Source organism: Streptomyces sp. NRRL B-3229 (assembly GCF_000719505.1).
In the GTDB taxonomy this organism is placed as follows: Bacteria; Actinomycetota; Actinomycetes; order Streptomycetales; family Streptomycetaceae; genus Streptomyces; species Streptomyces griseorubiginosus.
This window is the reverse complement of sequence record NZ_JOGP01000001.1, coordinates 139833-155418: the sequence shown is the minus strand read 5'-3', so window position 1 is coordinate 155418 and position 15586 is coordinate 139833. Positions and strand designations below refer to the sequence as shown.

Below are 15586 nucleotides of genomic sequence, written 5' to 3'. Positions count from 1 at the left end.
AACCCTTCTCGCAGGAGGCTGATCAGGAACTTCCGGAAGTGAGACCGGGGAGGTGCTCGGTTTCGTCGACGAAGGCGCGGGCGTAGGCGCGCAGCGTCGTGAAGGTCCGCTCCATGTCCGTGTGGCGGCGTTCGGCGAGCTTTCCCTTGGCCTGTTCGATCAGGACGCGGCTGTTGAGGGCGGTCTGTTCGTTGAGGAGGGTGCTGCGCTCGGTGGTGCGCTGTTGCAGCAGGCTGATGGTGGCGACGTCGGCGAGGGCCTGTGCGAAGGGGGTGGCGGCGGGGCTGATGGGCGCCGGGGTGGTGTGGAAGAGGTTGAGGGCGCCGACGACCTCGTCGCGCAGGCGCATGGGCAGCGCCTGGACGGCGGTGAAGCCGAGGCGCTGCGCCTGGGCGGTGAACAGAGGCCAGCGCGCCGCTTCGTCGCGCAGGTCGGGAACGGAAACGGTGATCCCGGTGTGGAAGCAGTCCAGGCAGGGGCCTTCGTGGTTCTGGAGCTGGAAGAGTTCGAGGAGGCGCACCCGTTCGTCGGAGGTGGCCATGACGCGCAGCACTCCGTCGCGGTCGGCGAGCAGGACGCCCGCCGCACTCGCGTCGAGCAGATCGACGCAGCGGTCGGTGAGCAGACGCAGGAAGTCCATGAGGTCGAAGTCGGCGACGAGACTGTCCGCCAGCTCGACGAACGTCCGGGCCATCAGCTGTTCCTTCATCGTGCACACCTCTGTTTGTGGGGCGTGAGCATCAGGGCTCCTCGTCGGGCGGTCGCGCATCCGGCGGTTGCGGGTTGGACGCTGTCGTCTCCGGGGGGAAGCGGAGCCGATGGGCGACCACGTCGGGGGCGACCACCGAGATCCGTGTCCCCCAGGCGTACGCGCGGGCGCGCAGCCGGATGAAGGCTTCCTCGACGCCGACGCCGAGCTGGACCATGAGGATGCCGGTGGCCTGGTCGATCTCGGCCCGGTAACCGCCCAGGTCGTCGAAGGGCGCGGCGTCCGGCCGGTCCGTGCCGGTCATGTCGGTGCCGGGCGCGCCGGTGCCGGACGGGACACCCGTCTCGCTGATCCCGGCGTCGAGCAGAAGCAGCGTGGCAGTGTCGGCGAAGGCCATCGCGTCGGCCACCTCGTCCGGGTCCAGCTCGACCGAGGTGCTGGAGTACAGGTCGAGTACGCCGGGACTGATGGCACCGATCTGAAGGGGGAAGGCGAAGACCGCCCTGGCTCCGGCTTCCAGAGCCGCGTCGGCGAACACCATCCAACGCCACTGGAGTTCAGCGGCCAACAAGTCGGTGCAGAGGACCGAGGAGCCGAGGACAAAGGCATCCACGCACGGCCCCTCGCCCAGTGTGAGCTGGAGTTCTTCCAGCTGCTGGCTGACGGAGTCGGTGCTGCACAGCGGATGACTCGCCCGGTCGCGGGACATCGCGGACACCCCGGCCCCGCCGACCGGCAGCGCCGCCACCGCCGCCGTACACACGTCGAGGAGGCCGACCCGGGCGCCGCGCAGGGCCGCCTGCTCGGCCACGAGAACCTGGATCCGCGCCGACCGGCTGCCGGGGATCACGGGGACCACCGGATCAAGGGGGGAACCAACGCCAGGAACACGGCACCGCGGGCCGGCCCGCGGACGTTTCCGACGCCTTTCCTGCGCCAGGAGGGGAAAGAGGCCACAATCGGCTCCTCGGCCCGCCCCGCCAAGGCGACACCGAGTGATGCCTGGCGCTCGGAGAGGAGCGGTTCCTGCAACCGTCGGGTCACATCCCGGTGCCGCTCGTGCGGGTGAACCAGGAGCCCGGCGAAGCCGGCGCCGGTGATCCGGCCGACGGCGGGCGGGCGCACTCCGTCGAATTCCGGCCACCCGAAGCCCTCATCGCCTACGACACGGGGGGCTGGGACCGCGTGGGGGAGCCGCCGGTGCCGCCGCCCTGGGGAAGATCCGAACCCGCAGCCCTCCAGGGCCGCGGTCTCCGCGATCACCACGGCGAATCCGGGCTGCTGTACGGCGACGGCGAGACGTCCTGGACGGACTTCCGGGCTCGGCTCGAGAGCATCTTTGTCGAACGCCGCTGCGCGGGACCCCGCGACGGACCCGCGAGATCCCCGCGGGAACAGACGGCCTGCCAGCGGGCTGGACCGGCCCGGGCACATCGCTTCTACGGCGGGCTGCTCGCAACCGCCTCCGCTCCACGGCTGACCGCGGGCTGGAGAGGTGATCATGGTGCCCCCGCCCGCTGGAGGGGACGAGAGCGGCGCGAGCGGTCGCGAGCCCTCCGGCGGATGGACAGCCGCAGAATAGGGCATGACACCTCTGTTCCAGCCGTTCAGGTGTTCTCGGGACCGCTACCGGGCAACGGACGCGAGGCGCCGGGCTTCGTACCTGGCGAGGTGCGACCGAGGTCGGGGCGTACGAACACATGAGTGGGTCACCAGGTCGGAGTTACGCGCTCCGAGGCTCGGTGCCCGACAGGGATCTCCTCGAAGATGCGTCGGGTCCGGACGAGAATCCGCTCCCGTGGCATCGTGGTCAGCAGGCCGTGCGTCCACCGGGGTCCTGGGCGTCCGCTCACCAGCATAGTCCCCGGCCCTTCGCCGAGGTGGGTCCGAACAGGCCGGAATCCGGCAACCGGGCGGCTGCGGAAAGGCATCGGAGAAATCCGGGGCGAGCCGAATGTGAGTGAGCAGGTAGAGGGCTTCAGCTCCGGCCTCGTCGTCTCCGCCTACGGCTACCCCGTCCTCGCCCTCACCGGCGGCATCCTCGCTCTCGCCGTCCTCCCCGCGATCGCCACCAGTGCGAGCAGCCGGTGACCCGGCCTGCCTCGTCGGGGAAGCCGGCCGCCCTCACCGTCGACGGCACCGGGCACCGTCGTCCACGTCTTCGCCAGAACCTCATCCGCCCGATGCTGAACTCGGCAGAGACCGCCAACCCGTCCTCGGCGCCCTCCAGCCAATGAAGGCGGTGCGGTGGATCAGCTGCGGTGCCACGCCGGTGTGGTCACTTCCCGTCGCTGTTCGATGGCGCCGTCGCTGTTGGCTCCGTTTCCTGGGCGGCCGCTTGCTTGTGCTCGATGAGGGCCGTGGTACCGGCTGCCACCGCAGAAAGAGCCACTGCGGCGGACAGCATGGCCGAGGTACGGCTGACGTCGCGCCGCAGGCCCGCAGCCAGGAAAGCGGCGGCATCGACCGAGTCCATGACGATGTTCACCGCAAGAAACTGCTGCTGCTGGGGCCGGGTGAAACTGTCCATCCGTTGCAGTCCAAGCCCGAGAGCAGCGTTGCGGATCGCGAACATCCGCGAGTAGGGGATCGCGGGGGTACCGCTGGCCGTGAGCTGGAAAACCCGCGCGGCCAGCCGCGGGGTGATCAAGTGGGTGGCCGCGACGATGAAGCGCCCGGTCGTCAGCGCTCTGCGGGAAGGAACCAGGTGGAGGGGGAATTTGGACATGGAGAACCCTTTCAATCCGGAACGGGCCGGTCAGTTGTGTTTCATGGGGTTCAGAGCCCGGCGACGGTGCGTCGCAGGAAGCCCGGCGCGATGCGCAGCAAGGCGGGCATGACCTTCGTCTGACCGGGGAATGCCATGTTCCGCCCCCGCCGAAGAGCCTTCATCGTGACCGCCGCCACCTGCTCGGGAGTCAGCTTCTTCCCCGTGGCTTCGGCGTTCATGGGCGTGTCCGTGGACGGTGGGAGGACCTCGAGGACATGGGTGCCCTTCGGGGCGAGTTGACGGCGCAGGCCGTCCGCAAAGCCGTGCAGGCCGGCCTTCACCGCGCCGTGGGTAGGCGCGCGAGTGGGCGAGACCAGAGCGAACCCCGAGGTGATGAACACGAGCGCGTCGGGCTCTGGCCACCGCTCGAGCACTTCGCCCGTCAAGTGGATGGGGGCGGTGAGGTTCAGCGCCACCTCGTCGTCGAGGGTCGCATTAGGGTTCTTGCCGGCTGCATAGTCTCGTTCCTCGAACGTACCGGCGTTGTTGACCAGCACGTCCAGACGCCCGAAGCGATCAGCGACTGCCTGCAGCAACGCTGCCCGATCAGCCGCGTCCGTCACATCGGCCCGCACGGCCAGCGCCTGCGGGTGTACCAGCGCGAATCGGTCGAGCGCAGCCTGCGAACGTCCGCACACGACGACAGACGCCCCGAGCTCGACGAAGGATTGCGCGAGGCTCAAGCCGATGCCTGAGGTTCCGCCAGTGATGAGTACGGTCTGTGACACGATGTCACCTCTCTGTATAGCGTATCGATCGGTACGAAACACGTTAGCACATCCGTACCGATCGGTACCGAAGGAGTAGGATGAAGAAATGACCTCGACGACACCGGCCCCGACCGGCAGGCCCCGCGCGTTCGACATCGACGAGGCACTCGATCGTGCCGTCCTGGTGTTCTGGTCAAAGGGGTTCGAGGGCGCCAGCCTTGACGATCTCACCGAGGCGATGGGGATCAGCCGCCCCGGCCTGTACCGGGCGTTCGGCAGCAAAGAAGACCTCTTCTACAAGGCGCTGGAGCGCTACACCGAGGGCTTGACCGCCTACTTCGGCCGAGCTCTGACAGAGCCCACAAGTGCCGCAGTGGCTACTGCTGTGCTCCACGGGACGGTCGAGGCGGCAACCATGCCGGGACTGCCCACGGGCTGTCTTGGCGTGCTGGGTGCGTTGGCCACCGGGGATGAGAGCCGCCCGGTCCGAGACGCACTCATCGTATGGCGCGAGGATGGGATAGCCCACTTGAAGCGCCGGTTTCAACAGGCGGTGGACGCCGGTGACCTTCCGCCTTCCGCAGATCCTCATCTTCTGGCGCTTTACCTGAGAACAGTCGCCAATGGGATTGCCGTCCAGGCCGCGAGTGGTAGTTCCCGCGCTGAGCTGCTGCAAGTCGCGGACCTCGCGTTGGGCAGCTGGCCAAAGCCGTAGTCAGCCAGTCAGTCAGCCCGGGATCTGCGCACGTACTTCGGTCTTCCGTGGTTCGCGCGAGGCCGGTGTGACTGGCGCGACGGGCGGATGAGCTGCGGGTGCGGCGGTAGCGGGCGGCTCCGAGAGGGCGTGGGATGCCGACGCTGCGACGGGGGCCGACGAGACGGCGCGTGCCGGGGTCGAGTCACGCGGCTGACTTGCGATGATCGACTGTTCATCGAGTCGTGCGTGCCGACGGCATCCCGGCTCCCGTCCTTGTCGCGTCGGTGCCCCAGCTGGCTAGCAGGCGTAGTGCCTCCGCAGACGGGGAGTTGGGTTCGGCGTGGTACGTCGCCAGTGTCTGTTCGTGGTCGTCGGCCAGGTGGAACGATTCGAGGCGGAGCTCGAGTTCGCCGACGAGTGGGTGGTGCAGGCGCTGGATGCCGTGGCACTTGTCCTTGATGTCGTGGGTGGCCCACAGCCGCCGGAACTCCTCGCTCTTCACGGAGAGTTCGCCCACCAGCGCGGACAGCCGGGGGTCATCCGGGTGGGAGCCGGCGTCCAGGCGTAGCTGAGCGACGACGTCGTTCGCTTTGTGCTCCCAGTCCACGAACAGGTCGCTGTACTCGGGCCTGAGGAACACCAGCCGTGCCCAGTTCCGCTCGTGGGCGGGTAGCTCGGCCCAGTCGCCGAAGACCGCCGCGGTCATCCGGTTCCAGGCGAGGAGGTCCCCCCGCCGCCCCACGAGGATCGCTGGGCCGCCTTCCATGGTGTCCAGCAGCGTCCGCAGGTGGCCCCGCACCTGCTGGGTGCGGCCGGCCGGCTTCTTCTTCTGTTTCGGCTTCGCCAGGTGTGTGAGGTGGGCGTGCTCGGCGTCGCTCAGTTTGAGCGCGCGGGCGATGGCGTCGAGGACCTCCGCCGACACGTGCTGCCCGTTGCCCTGCTCCAGCCGCGTGTAGTACCCCACCGACACCCCGGCCAGCTGCGCCAGCTCCTCGCGGCGCAGCCCCGGCACCCGCCGGTACCGCCCGAAGTCCGGCAGGCCCACGTCCTCCGGTTTCAGCCGCGCCCGCCGGGTGCGCAGGAACTCGCTGAGCTCGGCACGCGGGTCCAGAGGGCCGACGGCGGGCTCGTGCACCGGTTCGGGGTATTCGTCCATGCCTTCGAGTATCCACGGTCGGACGCACACCAGCCTGCACCAGCCAGTGGTAGTCACAGCGGATGTACACAAAGCCGTGACCTGGGTGAATACCGGATCGTCCAGCACGCTGGCCACTGTGCCCGGCTGGCAGGCAGCCGGGGCGTGGCTTGCAACAAGAACGGAGCACACCCCATGACTGCAACACAGGGGACCGAGTCGAGGACGCACCAGACCGAAACGGCCGCGGAGGTAGTCGGCCGCCTTCGTGCGACGTTCAACGCCGGCGTCACCCGCCCACTGGACTGGCGCGTCGAGCAGCTGCGGCGGCTGCGGGCCCTGCTGGTGGAGAACGAGCAGGAGCTGCTCGAAGCGCTCTGGGCGGATCTGCGGAAGAGCGCCGCCGAGGCGAAGACGCAGGAGATCGACTTCACCGTCGCCGACATCGACGAGACGCTGGCGAATCTGGAGAGCTGGCTTCAGCCTCGCCCGGTGGAGGTCCCCGCCCACTTCGGTGGTCCCGCGACCACGGCCTACACCACGTACGACCCGCTCGGGGTCGTCCTGGTGATCGCTCCGTGGAATTTCCCGCTGCACCTTCTCATCGACCCCATCATCGGCGCCCTGGCCGCCGGGAACACCGTGGTGGCCAAGCCGAGCGAGATGTCGGTGCGCACCTCGGCGGTCGCTTCACGCCTCCTGCGCGAGTACTTCGACCCTGACGTGCTCACCGTGGTCGAGGGGGGAGCCGAGGAGACCACGGCACTTCTGGCGCAGCGTTTCGACCAGATCTTCTACACCGGCAATGGCACGGTCGGCCGGATCGTCATGGCCGCGGCCGCCAAGAACCTCACCCCCGTCACGCTCGAACTCGGAGGCAAGTCTCCAGTCTTCGTGGCGCCCGACGCCGACGTGGACGAGACCGCGAAGCGGCTGGTCGGTGCCAAGTTCGGCAACGCGGGCCAGCAGTGCATAGCCCCCGACTATGTCCTGGCCGACCCGGCCACCGCCGCCGCCCTGGTTCCCGCCCTGCGCACGGCGGTCGACGCCCAGTTCGGCATCAACCCGCAGACCTCGGCCGACTTCGGCCGGATCATCAACGAGCGGCACTTCGACCGGCTCACGCGTCTGCTGGACTCCGGCCGGGCGGCGGTGGGAGGCCGGCATGACCGCGACGACCTGTTCATCGCGCCGACCGTGCTCACCGATGTCGACCCAGCATCGCCGGTCATGCAGGAGGAGATCTTCGGTCCGATCCTCCCCGTCGTCGAAGTCGAAGACCTCGATGCCGCCATCGCGTTCATCAATGAACGCGACAAGCCCCTCGCTCTCTACGCCTTCACCGAGTCGGAGGCCACCAAGGCGCGCCTGGTGAACGAGACTTCCTCCGGAGGCGTCGCCTGGGGCCAGCCGGTGATGCAGCTGCTCACGCCCGGCCTGCCTTTCGGTGGCGTCGGCGAAAGCGGCATGGGCCGGTACCACGGCCGGTACTCCCTCGAGACGTTCAGCCACCTCAAGGGTGTCGCGGACGTACCGCTCAGCTAACCTCGCGCTTTCGTGCAGCAGGCTGTCCGATGGCGATCGGCCGGCGGAAGTGCCTCAGGCCGAGAATGAGGATCGCTGCGATCGCTGTTCCCGCCACCGCTGCAATCGCCTTCCAGGTGAAGCCGTGTATCGGTCCTCTTCGCGGGTGCGCGTCGAGGCAGTCGATTGTGGCGCGGCCTGCGGACACCGATCCGTACCGACTCCGGCGGCGGCACCCACGACTTCGTCACCTGGCTGACCGCTGATCAAGCGCAAGAAGCGAACGCCCGTACTCCGGCCGGCAGTTGCGCTGACCGGCGACAACGCCGACGGTATGCGGCTCTCACCGCGTTCGCCGCCAACACCGATCGCGTTCCTGGAACCGCGTCACCGCCAGCGGGCCCGCGTCTGCTCGAGGACCGCATCCGCGCCTCCGCCGGGACAGCGTGGACCCCCTGCGTCGCAGACCTTCATCCCGTTTTCCTCCCTATTGCAGAAAGAAAACCCGTGCCTGTTAACACTTCAGACGTTTCGTCCGTTCCTCCGCTTTTCTCCCCTGTCTCTCTCGGGAAGATCGAGCTCGCCAACCGCATCGTCATGGCACCGATGACCCGGGTCCGGTCCGGTTCCTCCGGCATCCCCGGGGACCTGATGGTCGAGTACTACCGGCAGCGGGCGAGCGTAGGGCTGATCATCGCCGAGGGCACCTACCCCGACCGCGCGTCGCAGGGGTATGTCGGTGAGCCGGGCATCGCCACCGACGAGCAGGCGGCCGGCTGGCAGCGGGTGTTCGAGGCGGTGCACGCCGAGGGCGGCCGCATCGTCCTGCAGATCATGCATGCCGGCCGCCAAACCCACCCCGACATCAACGGCGGCCGCCGTATCCTCGCCCCCAGCGCGATCGCCAGGACCGGCGAGACGTTCACCGAGAAGGGCGAGCAGCCCTACCCCGTACCGGAAGCGATGACCACCACAGAGATCCGTGCAGCCCTGGAGGACTTCGTCACCGCCGCCCGCCGGGCCATCGAGGCGGGAGCCGACGGCGTGGAAATCCACGGCGCCAACGGCTACCTGCTCCACCAGTTCCTCTCCCCGGCGGCCAACCAGCGCACCGATGAATACGGCGGCTCGCCGCACAACCGCGCCCGCTTCGTCGTCGAGATCGTCACGGCGGTCGCCCAGGCCGTCGGTGCCGAGCGGGTCGGGCTGCGGATCTCGCCGGAGGTCGACTTCGGGGACGTCTTCGAGACCGACCGGGACGACGTCCTGGTCACCTACGGCACCCTGCTCGACCAACTGCGCCCGCTGGGCCTGGCCTACCTCTCCGTACTGCACACCGAGCCGGGCGGCGACCTGGTACAGGAGCTGCGGCGGCGCTTCGACGGCAAGCTGATCGTCAACAACGGCCCCCTCGGCGGGCACACCACACGCGAGCAGGCGCTCCAGCAGATCGAGGCCGACCACGCCGACGCCGTGGTCGTGGGCCGGGCCCTCATCGCCAACCCCGACCTGGTCGAGCGCTGGCAGGGCGGCCACCCGGAGAACGAGCCGCGGCCGGAACTGTTCTACGGGCCGGGCGCCGAGGGCTACACCGACTACCCCTTCCTCGAAGCGGCTTGAGGCCCACGGTCACGCCTGTCCATGCGGCAGCCCCACCCACCCATGGACAGGCGCCCGACCGGCGACACCGTGATCCGCCTTTGGCAGTCGTTGAGCGCCGTGCGCAGATCGGAGATGAGGGGGGCGTACGTGGCCGGGTCCACGTGTGCGTACGCCTCCGTTACGGCCAGCCCGTCTTCCAGTGGGGTGAGCGCCTCGGACCAGCGCTCCTCGTCTGCCAGGTACTGGCCCACCCGGGCGAGGACCCGCGCGAGGTCGAAGGCGTATCGCACCGGGTCGGCCTTCCACACGGCCTCGTACTGCCTGACGGCGTCGACGCCCGCCGGCAGACGGCCCGGCTGGCGGTCGTTCGCGTTCAGACAGACGGCCAGGATCGACAGGCACCGGCCGAAGTGGGCCCCGTGAAGCTCGGGCGCTTGAGCAAGTTCGATCAGCGAGACCGCCTCCGCGGCGGACAGCGCCTCGGACGGCTGGCGCGCGTGAACGAGGAGGAGGGCGAGGTTGGACAGGGACTGCGTGAGATCACGAGTGTAAGCGGCCGGGTTGTTCCGGAAGAGGCGGTGCCGGATGGCGACGGACTCGGTAGTCGTGGCCACCGCTTCGGGGAGCCGTCCGGCCTCGGCCCGATCGGCGCCATAAACCATAAGGGCATGAGCCATGCGATCGTCGTGGGCGGTGTGGTCGGCCCTGGCCAGAGCGCGCATGCTCTCCACCGCCTTCCGAGAGAACGCCAGGGCTTGCGCGTGCTGTCCCCCTGCGGCCAACTGGGTGGAGAGGGTGAGGAGGGAGTCGGCGAGGCCGGGCTCATGTCCCGACCCGTCCTGTTCGGCGAGTGAAAGCCGGAGGCCGGTCACCTCGCGGGAGACCACATCGGACTCGGCCTGGTGTCCTTGCTCAGACAGCAAGGGCGTGCAGGGCTTCGCCGAGTTGCGGCTCGTGGGCGGGGTCGGCAGCGGAAAGCTGGCGCCAGGCCGCCGTCGCGCGTTTGCTGGCCTCCAGCGCCTCCTGGTGCCGGCCTGTCTCTGCAAGCCGCACAGCGCCCGGATCTTCAAGCTCGCCAAGGACTCCGCCGTCAACGCCCGCACCCAGGCGATCAACCAGCTCAAAGCCGTCCTGGTCATCGCCGATCCCGCACTGCGGGAACGACTGTCCAGCCTGGGCAACCGCGAGCTGTTCCGCACCTGCGCACGCCTCGGGCCAGGCGACGGCGAGGAGGGCGAGAACGCGGTGGCCCAGGCCACCCATAGGACTCTGAGAATGCTCGCGGAGCGTATCGAACAGCTCACCGGACAGATCAATGAGCTGAACCAACGCCTGACCCAGCTCGTCGAACACCACGCCCGACAGCTACTCCCCCCGGTGGGCATCGGCCCGGACAGCGCAGTCACCTTGCTGATCACCATGGGAGACAACCCCGAACGGCTGAACACCGAGGCATCCTTTGCTGCGCTTTGCGGAGTCAGCCCCGTCGAGTATTCGTCGGGCCGTCGGAGCACGCACCGGCTCAACTACGGCGGCGACCGCCGGGCGAACGCCGCCCTGCGCCGCATCGTGTTCACCCGGCTGCGCCACGACCCCCGCACCCAGGCGTACTACGAACGCCGCACCCAGGCGTACTACGAACGCCGCCCCCAGGAGGGCAAGACCCGACGCGAGATCATCCGATGCCTCAAGCGGTATGCCGCCCGAGAGGTCTTCGGCCTGGTCAGGACGGCATCTACCGATCCCGCGTTATAGGGGCGTCCGTGAGACGTGAGAGGGTCTGGGGCGTGAGTGAGACACCCCCGAACACCCTGCAATACCGCTTTGACGGGCCAGAAGACGCTCCGGTCCTGATCTTGGGTCCCTCACTGGGTACCACATGGCACATGTGGGACCGCCAGGTCCCCGAGCTGGTCAAGCAATGGCGGGTGTTCCGGTTCGACCTGCCGGGACACGGCGGAGCGCACGCCTACCCGGCGGGCTCCGTCGCCGACCTCACCGACCGGCTGCTGGCCACCCTCGACCGGTTCGGGGTGCAGCGCTTCGGCTACGCGGGCTGCGCGCTGGGCGGCGCGGTCGGCATGGAGCTGGCCCTGCGCCACCCGGACCGGCTCGCCTCGCTCGCGCTGATCGCCGCCTCGCCCCGTTTCGGCAGCGCCGACGAGTTCCGCCGGCGCGGGGTGATCGTACGGACGAACGGGCTCGACCCCATCGCCCGGACGTCGCCGGACCGCTGGTTCACCACCGGGTTCGCCGCGGCCCAGCCCGCGATCACCGAGTGGGCCGTGCAGATGGTCCGCACCACCGACCCCGGCTGCTACATCGCGGCCTGCGAGGCGCTCGCCGCCTTCGACGTGCGGGCCGAGCTCGCGAGCGTCGGGGTGCCGACGCTGGTCCTCGTCGGCTCCGACGACCAGGTCACCGGCCCGGCCGAGGCCCGCACCCTGGTCGCGGGCATCCCGGACGCCCGGCTCGCCGTGGTGCCGGGCGCCTCGCACCTGGTGCCGGTGGAGCAGCCGGCCGCCGTCACGGACCTCCTGGTCAGACACTTCTCCACCGCCTGGCAGCCCGCCTTCGACTCCACCACCGGGCAGACCGCGATCCCCACGGCCCCGGTCGCACCGGTCCTCACGTCGGCGCCGCCGTACCCGGTGCCGATCGCCGAGATCGCCCCGGCCGTCCCGGACCCCCAGGCGGCGGGCCGTGTCGACCCGTACGACGCCGGCATCAAGGTGCGCCGCGAGGTGCTCGGCGACGCGCATGTGGACGGGGTGCTGGCCCAGGCCGACGACTTCTCGGGCGACTTCCAGGAGCTCCTCACCCGCTACGCCTGGGGCGAGATCTGGGACCGCCCGGGGCTCGACCGCCGCTCCCGCAGCATCGCCACCCTGACCGCACTGGTCGCGGGCGGACACCTGGACGAGCTCGCCTCCCACACCCGGGCCGCCCTGCGCAACGGCCTCACCCCCTCGGAGATCAAGGAAGTGCTGCTCCAGACGGCCGTGTACTGCGGTGTCCCGGCGGCCGGCAGCGCGTTCAGGGTGGCCCAGCAGGTCATCCGCGAGGAGACCACCCCCGCCGAGTGATCGTCGGAGGCGGGTGGCGAGAGCACCCGCCTGGAGTTGCCCGGCCGTACGGGCAGAAGGGCAGGATGAGTCCCATGAAGCTCACGAAGAAGTCGCACGCCTGTGTCCGCCTCGAGAAGGACGGACGCACCCTCGTCCTCGACCCCGGGGCCTTCAGCGAGGAGGACGCTGCCCTCGGCGCCGACGCGATCCTCGTCACCCACGAACACCTCGACCACTTCAACGAGGAACGGCTGCGCGCGGCAATGGACGCCAACCCCGCCGCCGAGATCTGGACCCTGAGGTCGGTCGCCGAGAAGATCTCCGCCGCCTTCCCGGGCCGCGTGCACACCGTCGGCCACGGCGACACCTTCACCGCGGCGGGCTTCGACGTCCAGGTGCACGGCGAACTGCACGCGGTGATCCACCCGGACATCCCGCGCATCACCAACGTCGGCTACCTGATCGACGGCGGCCGCGTCTTCCACCCCGGCGACGCCCTCACCGTCCCCGACCACGCCGTCGAGACGCTGATGCTGCCCGTCATGGCTCCCTGGAGCAAGATCTCGGAGGTCATCGACTACGTCCGTGAGGTCAAGCCGCAGCGCGCCTACGACATCCACGACGCCCTCCTCACGGACCTCGCCCGCCCGATCTACGACAACCAGATCGGCGCCCTCGGCGGCGCTGAGCACCTGCGCCTGAAGCCGGGGGAGAGCACGGCTCTGTGAGTGTCAGTGCCGCCGGGTAGGTTGTCAGGCATGCGCATCGCGACCTGGAACGTCAACTCGATCACCGCCCGTCTTCCGAGGCTGCTGGCCTGGCTGGAGAGCACCGGCACCGATGTGCTGTGCCTCCAGGAGGCCAAGCTCGCCGAGGAGCAGTTCCCGTTCGACCAGCTGCGCGAGGCGGGCTACGAGGCGGCGGTCCACGCGACCGGGCGGTGGAACGGCGTGGCGGTCATCTCCCGGGTGGGCCTGGAGGACGTCGTCAAGGGACTGCCCGGCGACCCCGGTTACGACGGCGCCCCCGAGCCCCGCGCCATCTCGGCGACCTGCGGCCCGGTCCGCGTGTGGTCGGTGTACGTGCCGAACGGCCGCGAGGTCGACCACCCGCACTACGCGTACAAGCTCCAGTGGTTCGAGGCGCTGAAGGCCGCGGTCGCCGGTGACGCGGCGGGCAGCCGCCCCTTCGCGGTCCTGGGCGACTACAACGTGGCGCCGACCGACGACGACGTCTACGACGTGGCCGCCTTCGAGGGCCTCACCCACGTCACCCCGGCCGAGCGCGCCGCCCTCGCCGCTCTGCGCGAGGCGGGCCTGTCGGACGTGGTCCCGCGCCCCCTCAAGTACGACCACCCGTTCACCTACTGGGACTACCGCCAGCTCTGCTTCCCCAAGAACCGCGGCATGCGCATCGACCTGGTGTACGGCAACGAAGCCTTCGCGAAGGCCGTCACCGACGCGTACGTGGACCGGGAGGAGCGCAAGGGCAAGGGTGCGTCCGACCACGCGCCGGTCGTCGTGGACCTGGACGTCTAGCCCCGGAGCCGCACAGCGTCTGGGCCCGGGACCTCACAGCAGCGTCAGATCCACCGACTCCGCGAGGGCGGCCAGCCCCGCGTCTCCCGGATGCAGATGGTCCCCGCTGTCGTACCCGGCCCGCATCCGCTCGGGGCGGGCCGGGTCGCGCAGCACACCGTCGAAGTCCAGGACGCCGTCGAACACCCCGGTGTCCCGGATCCAGGAGTTGACCGCGAGCCGCTCGGCGTCGACGGCGGCCGTGCACTGCGCCTCGCCCCCGCAGGGCAGGATCGTCGCCACGAGCATCCGCAGCCCGCGCGCCCGTCCCCGCTCCGCGAGCTCCCGCAGCCCTGCCACCACCTCCCGCGCGGGCACCCCCGACCGCAGGTCCTTGACGCCCTCGAACACCACGGCCGTCCGCACCGATGCCTGGGCGAGCACATCCCGGTCGAACCGGCTCAGGGCACTCACCCCCTGGGTCACCGTGGAGACCCCGTCACCGGGATACCCGTCCAGGACCACACGGTTCCCGGAGATCCCCTGGTTGAGCACCCCGAAGCGGCACCGCACCCTGCTCCCGCAGCCGTGCGGCCAGCACGTCCGGCCACCGCCGGTTGGCGTCCGTCGTGGACCTCGTCCCGTCCGTGATCGAGTCCCCGACCACCACCACGGACCCCGGCCCACCGCCCACCTCGACACCGGTCAGCAGCGGCCGGCTCGTGAGGACCGAGGTGTACGGCGTAGCCGAACCGTCCGCCGTGTGGTCGCCGGGCCCGCTCACGTACGACCGCTGCGCCCCGAGCCGGTGCACCGGCGCCGCCGTCACCGTCCCCGGCAGATGGAAACTCACCAGCAGGTCGGCGCCGGCGGGCACCTCGAAGCCGAGCGGATCGCTGAACGCCTGCGCCCCGGCCGGGATTCCGACACCGGGCGCGCCCGCGAAGGCCACCGTCACCGGTGTTCCGCGCGCCGCCGCACCCGCCTCGCGCACCGCCACACTCGCGGCGCCGATCCGCACCGGCGCCGCCGCGAAGGTGTTGTCGAACCGCAGCCGCACCCGGTGCCCGCCCGCCGAGGTGTGCACCACGAGCCGCAGCGTCCGGTCGGTCCACGGCCCCACGGCCAGGAGACCGGAGCTCGCGGCAGCCCAACTCCCGCTCCAGCCCAGGGTTTTGGCTCGCACCGCGAGAGCGAACACATGGATGCCGGGTGCCTGCGGCAGTCGTACCGAGGCCACCTCGCGGTCCGGAGCCAGCGGCACCGTCACGACGTACAGCCGTGCCTTCTCGGTGAGTTGACCCTCGCGTGTGTTCACATGCGGCAGCGCCACCGCCTTGGTGGCGAGCGGGCCGCGTCGCCAGTCGGGGACGGCCAGCCGGTACGCCGAGGTGCTGCCGTCCCCGTACGTCACGGACCCCGGGCCTTCGACCGTTTCGCCGTCCGTGCCCGTCGCCAGAAAGGCGAGCGCGTTCCCGCGACCGCTTACCCGGACGTCCTGTCCGGCGGCCCGCACGTTGTCGGGAGCGCCGGCCCGCCGGTCCGGCCAAGTCAGCGCGGTGGCCTGCACGGTGAGGGTGCGGCCCGGGGTCCAGCCCGCGGCGGCGAGGTCCTGGGCCGAGAGGGAGGTGCCGGAGCCGTCGAGGTCCGCCTCGCCCGGGCGGGTGTCGTCGCTGACGGCGGTGTTGTCGAAGTGCCGCTCCAGCGGCAGCGCCCCCGCCGGGAGGACGGGCTCCGCACCGGCGGCCGGGCGGCCCGGCGCGAGAGCCGCGCACAGAGCGAGAACCACCGCACCACACCGGACACGTCGGTGCACAGATGCCTCCTTCTCCTCATAGACCACAAAAAACGCAT

At 70.1% G+C, this 15586-nt stretch carries 14 protein-coding genes and 1 pseudogene; 8 read left to right on the top strand and 7 right to left on the bottom strand.

Translation table 11 applies throughout. The features are described 5' to 3' along the window. Positions 1–22 precede the first annotated feature (22 nt). Both IF54_RS0100715 and IF54_RS0100710 read right to left on the bottom strand, forming a co-directional pair. Positions 23–709, bottom strand: coding sequence for a GAF and ANTAR domain-containing protein (locus IF54_RS0100715; RefSeq protein WP_030313294.1), 687 nt, complete (start codon positions 707–709; stop codon positions 23–25). 31 nt (positions 710–740) lie between these two features. Then, the gene (locus IF54_RS0100710; protein ID WP_051735299.1) at positions 741–1559 is read right to left on the bottom strand and encodes a GAF and ANTAR domain-containing protein; all 819 of its coding nucleotides are present in this window, start codon (positions 1557–1559) and stop codon (positions 741–743) included. Between the two features lie 1106 nt (positions 1560–2665). On the opposite strand from IF54_RS0100710, the gene IF54_RS43840 reads away from it, so the two are divergent. Further along, positions 2666–2800, top strand: a complete 135-nt coding sequence (locus IF54_RS43840; protein WP_267884938.1) for a hypothetical protein — start codon at positions 2666–2668, stop codon at positions 2798–2800. A gap of 187 nt (positions 2801–2987) precedes the next feature. Here the strand turns inward: IF54_RS43840 and IF54_RS40715 are convergent, their stop codons facing one another. Beyond that, the gene (locus IF54_RS40715) at positions 2988–3437 is read right to left on the bottom strand and encodes a hypothetical protein (protein ID WP_063754915.1); all 450 of its coding nucleotides are present in this window, start codon (positions 3435–3437) and stop codon (positions 2988–2990) included. Between the two features lie 50 nt (positions 3438–3487). Then, positions 3488–4207, bottom strand: a complete 720-nt coding sequence (locus IF54_RS0100690; protein WP_051735282.1) for an SDR family NAD(P)-dependent oxidoreductase — start codon at positions 4205–4207, stop codon at positions 3488–3490. An 88-nt stretch (positions 4208–4295) separates the two neighbouring features. Here IF54_RS0100690 and IF54_RS0100685 point away from each other — a divergent pair, with 88 nt between their 5' ends. Further along, a complete protein-coding gene (locus IF54_RS0100685) occupies positions 4296–4904 on the top strand; it encodes a TetR/AcrR family transcriptional regulator (protein WP_030313285.1) in 609 nt (202 codons plus the stop codon). A gap of 214 nt (positions 4905–5118) precedes the next feature. On the opposite strand, the gene IF54_RS0100680 is transcribed toward IF54_RS0100685, so the two are convergent. Continuing rightward, entirely contained in the window at positions 5119–6042 is a 924-nt protein-coding gene (locus tag IF54_RS0100680; protein ID WP_030313284.1) for a helix-turn-helix transcriptional regulator, read from the bottom strand. A gap of 174 nt (positions 6043–6216) precedes the next feature. Here IF54_RS0100680 and IF54_RS0100675 point away from each other — a divergent pair, with 174 nt between their 5' ends. Together IF54_RS0100675 and IF54_RS0100670 are read left to right on the top strand one after the other, a co-directional pair. After that, entirely contained in the window at positions 6217–7566 is a 1350-nt protein-coding gene (locus IF54_RS0100675; protein WP_030313282.1) for an aldehyde dehydrogenase family protein, read from the top strand. Positions 7567–8052: 486 nt separating this feature from the next. After that, entirely contained in the window at positions 8053–9165 is a 1113-nt protein-coding gene (locus tag IF54_RS0100670) for an alkene reductase (protein WP_078851828.1), read from the top strand. On the opposite strand, the gene IF54_RS0100665 is transcribed toward IF54_RS0100670, so the two are convergent. After that, positions 9141–9869 carry a hypothetical protein gene (locus IF54_RS0100665; RefSeq protein ID WP_159002048.1) on the bottom strand — a complete coding sequence of 243 codons (729 nt, stop codon included), beginning with the start codon at positions 9867–9869 and terminating at the stop codon, positions 9141–9143. The two genes, IF54_RS0100670 and IF54_RS0100665, sit on opposite strands and share 25 nt — an antisense overlap. 205 nt (positions 9870–10074) lie before the next feature. On the opposite strand from IF54_RS0100665, the gene IF54_RS0100660 reads away from it, so the two are divergent. From IF54_RS0100660 to IF54_RS0100645, 4 genes are all read left to right on the top strand, one after another. Further along, entirely contained in the window at positions 10075–10902 is an 828-nt protein-coding gene (locus IF54_RS0100660; protein ID WP_234438886.1) for a transposase, read from the top strand. A 32-nt stretch (positions 10903–10934) separates the two neighbouring features. After that, positions 10935–12233: an alpha/beta fold hydrolase gene (locus IF54_RS0100655; RefSeq protein WP_030313277.1), complete on the top strand. Its 1299-nt coding sequence runs from the start codon at positions 10935–10937 to the stop codon at positions 12231–12233. 74 nt (positions 12234–12307) lie between these two features. Then, the gene (locus IF54_RS0100650; protein ID WP_030313275.1) at positions 12308–12943 is read left to right on the top strand and encodes an MBL fold metallo-hydrolase; all 636 of its coding nucleotides are present in this window, start codon (positions 12308–12310) and stop codon (positions 12941–12943) included. Positions 12944–12973: 30 nt separating this feature from the next. Next, positions 12974–13753, top strand: coding sequence for an exodeoxyribonuclease III (locus tag IF54_RS0100645; RefSeq protein ID WP_020133409.1), 780 nt, complete (start codon positions 12974–12976; stop codon positions 13751–13753). A 33-nt stretch (positions 13754–13786) separates the two neighbouring features. On the opposite strand, the pseudogene IF54_RS39305 reads toward IF54_RS0100645, so the two are convergent. Beyond that, positions 13787–15548: pseudogene (locus IF54_RS39305) on the bottom strand (GDSL-type esterase/lipase family protein). Between the last annotated feature and the right edge of the window lie 38 nt (positions 15549–15586).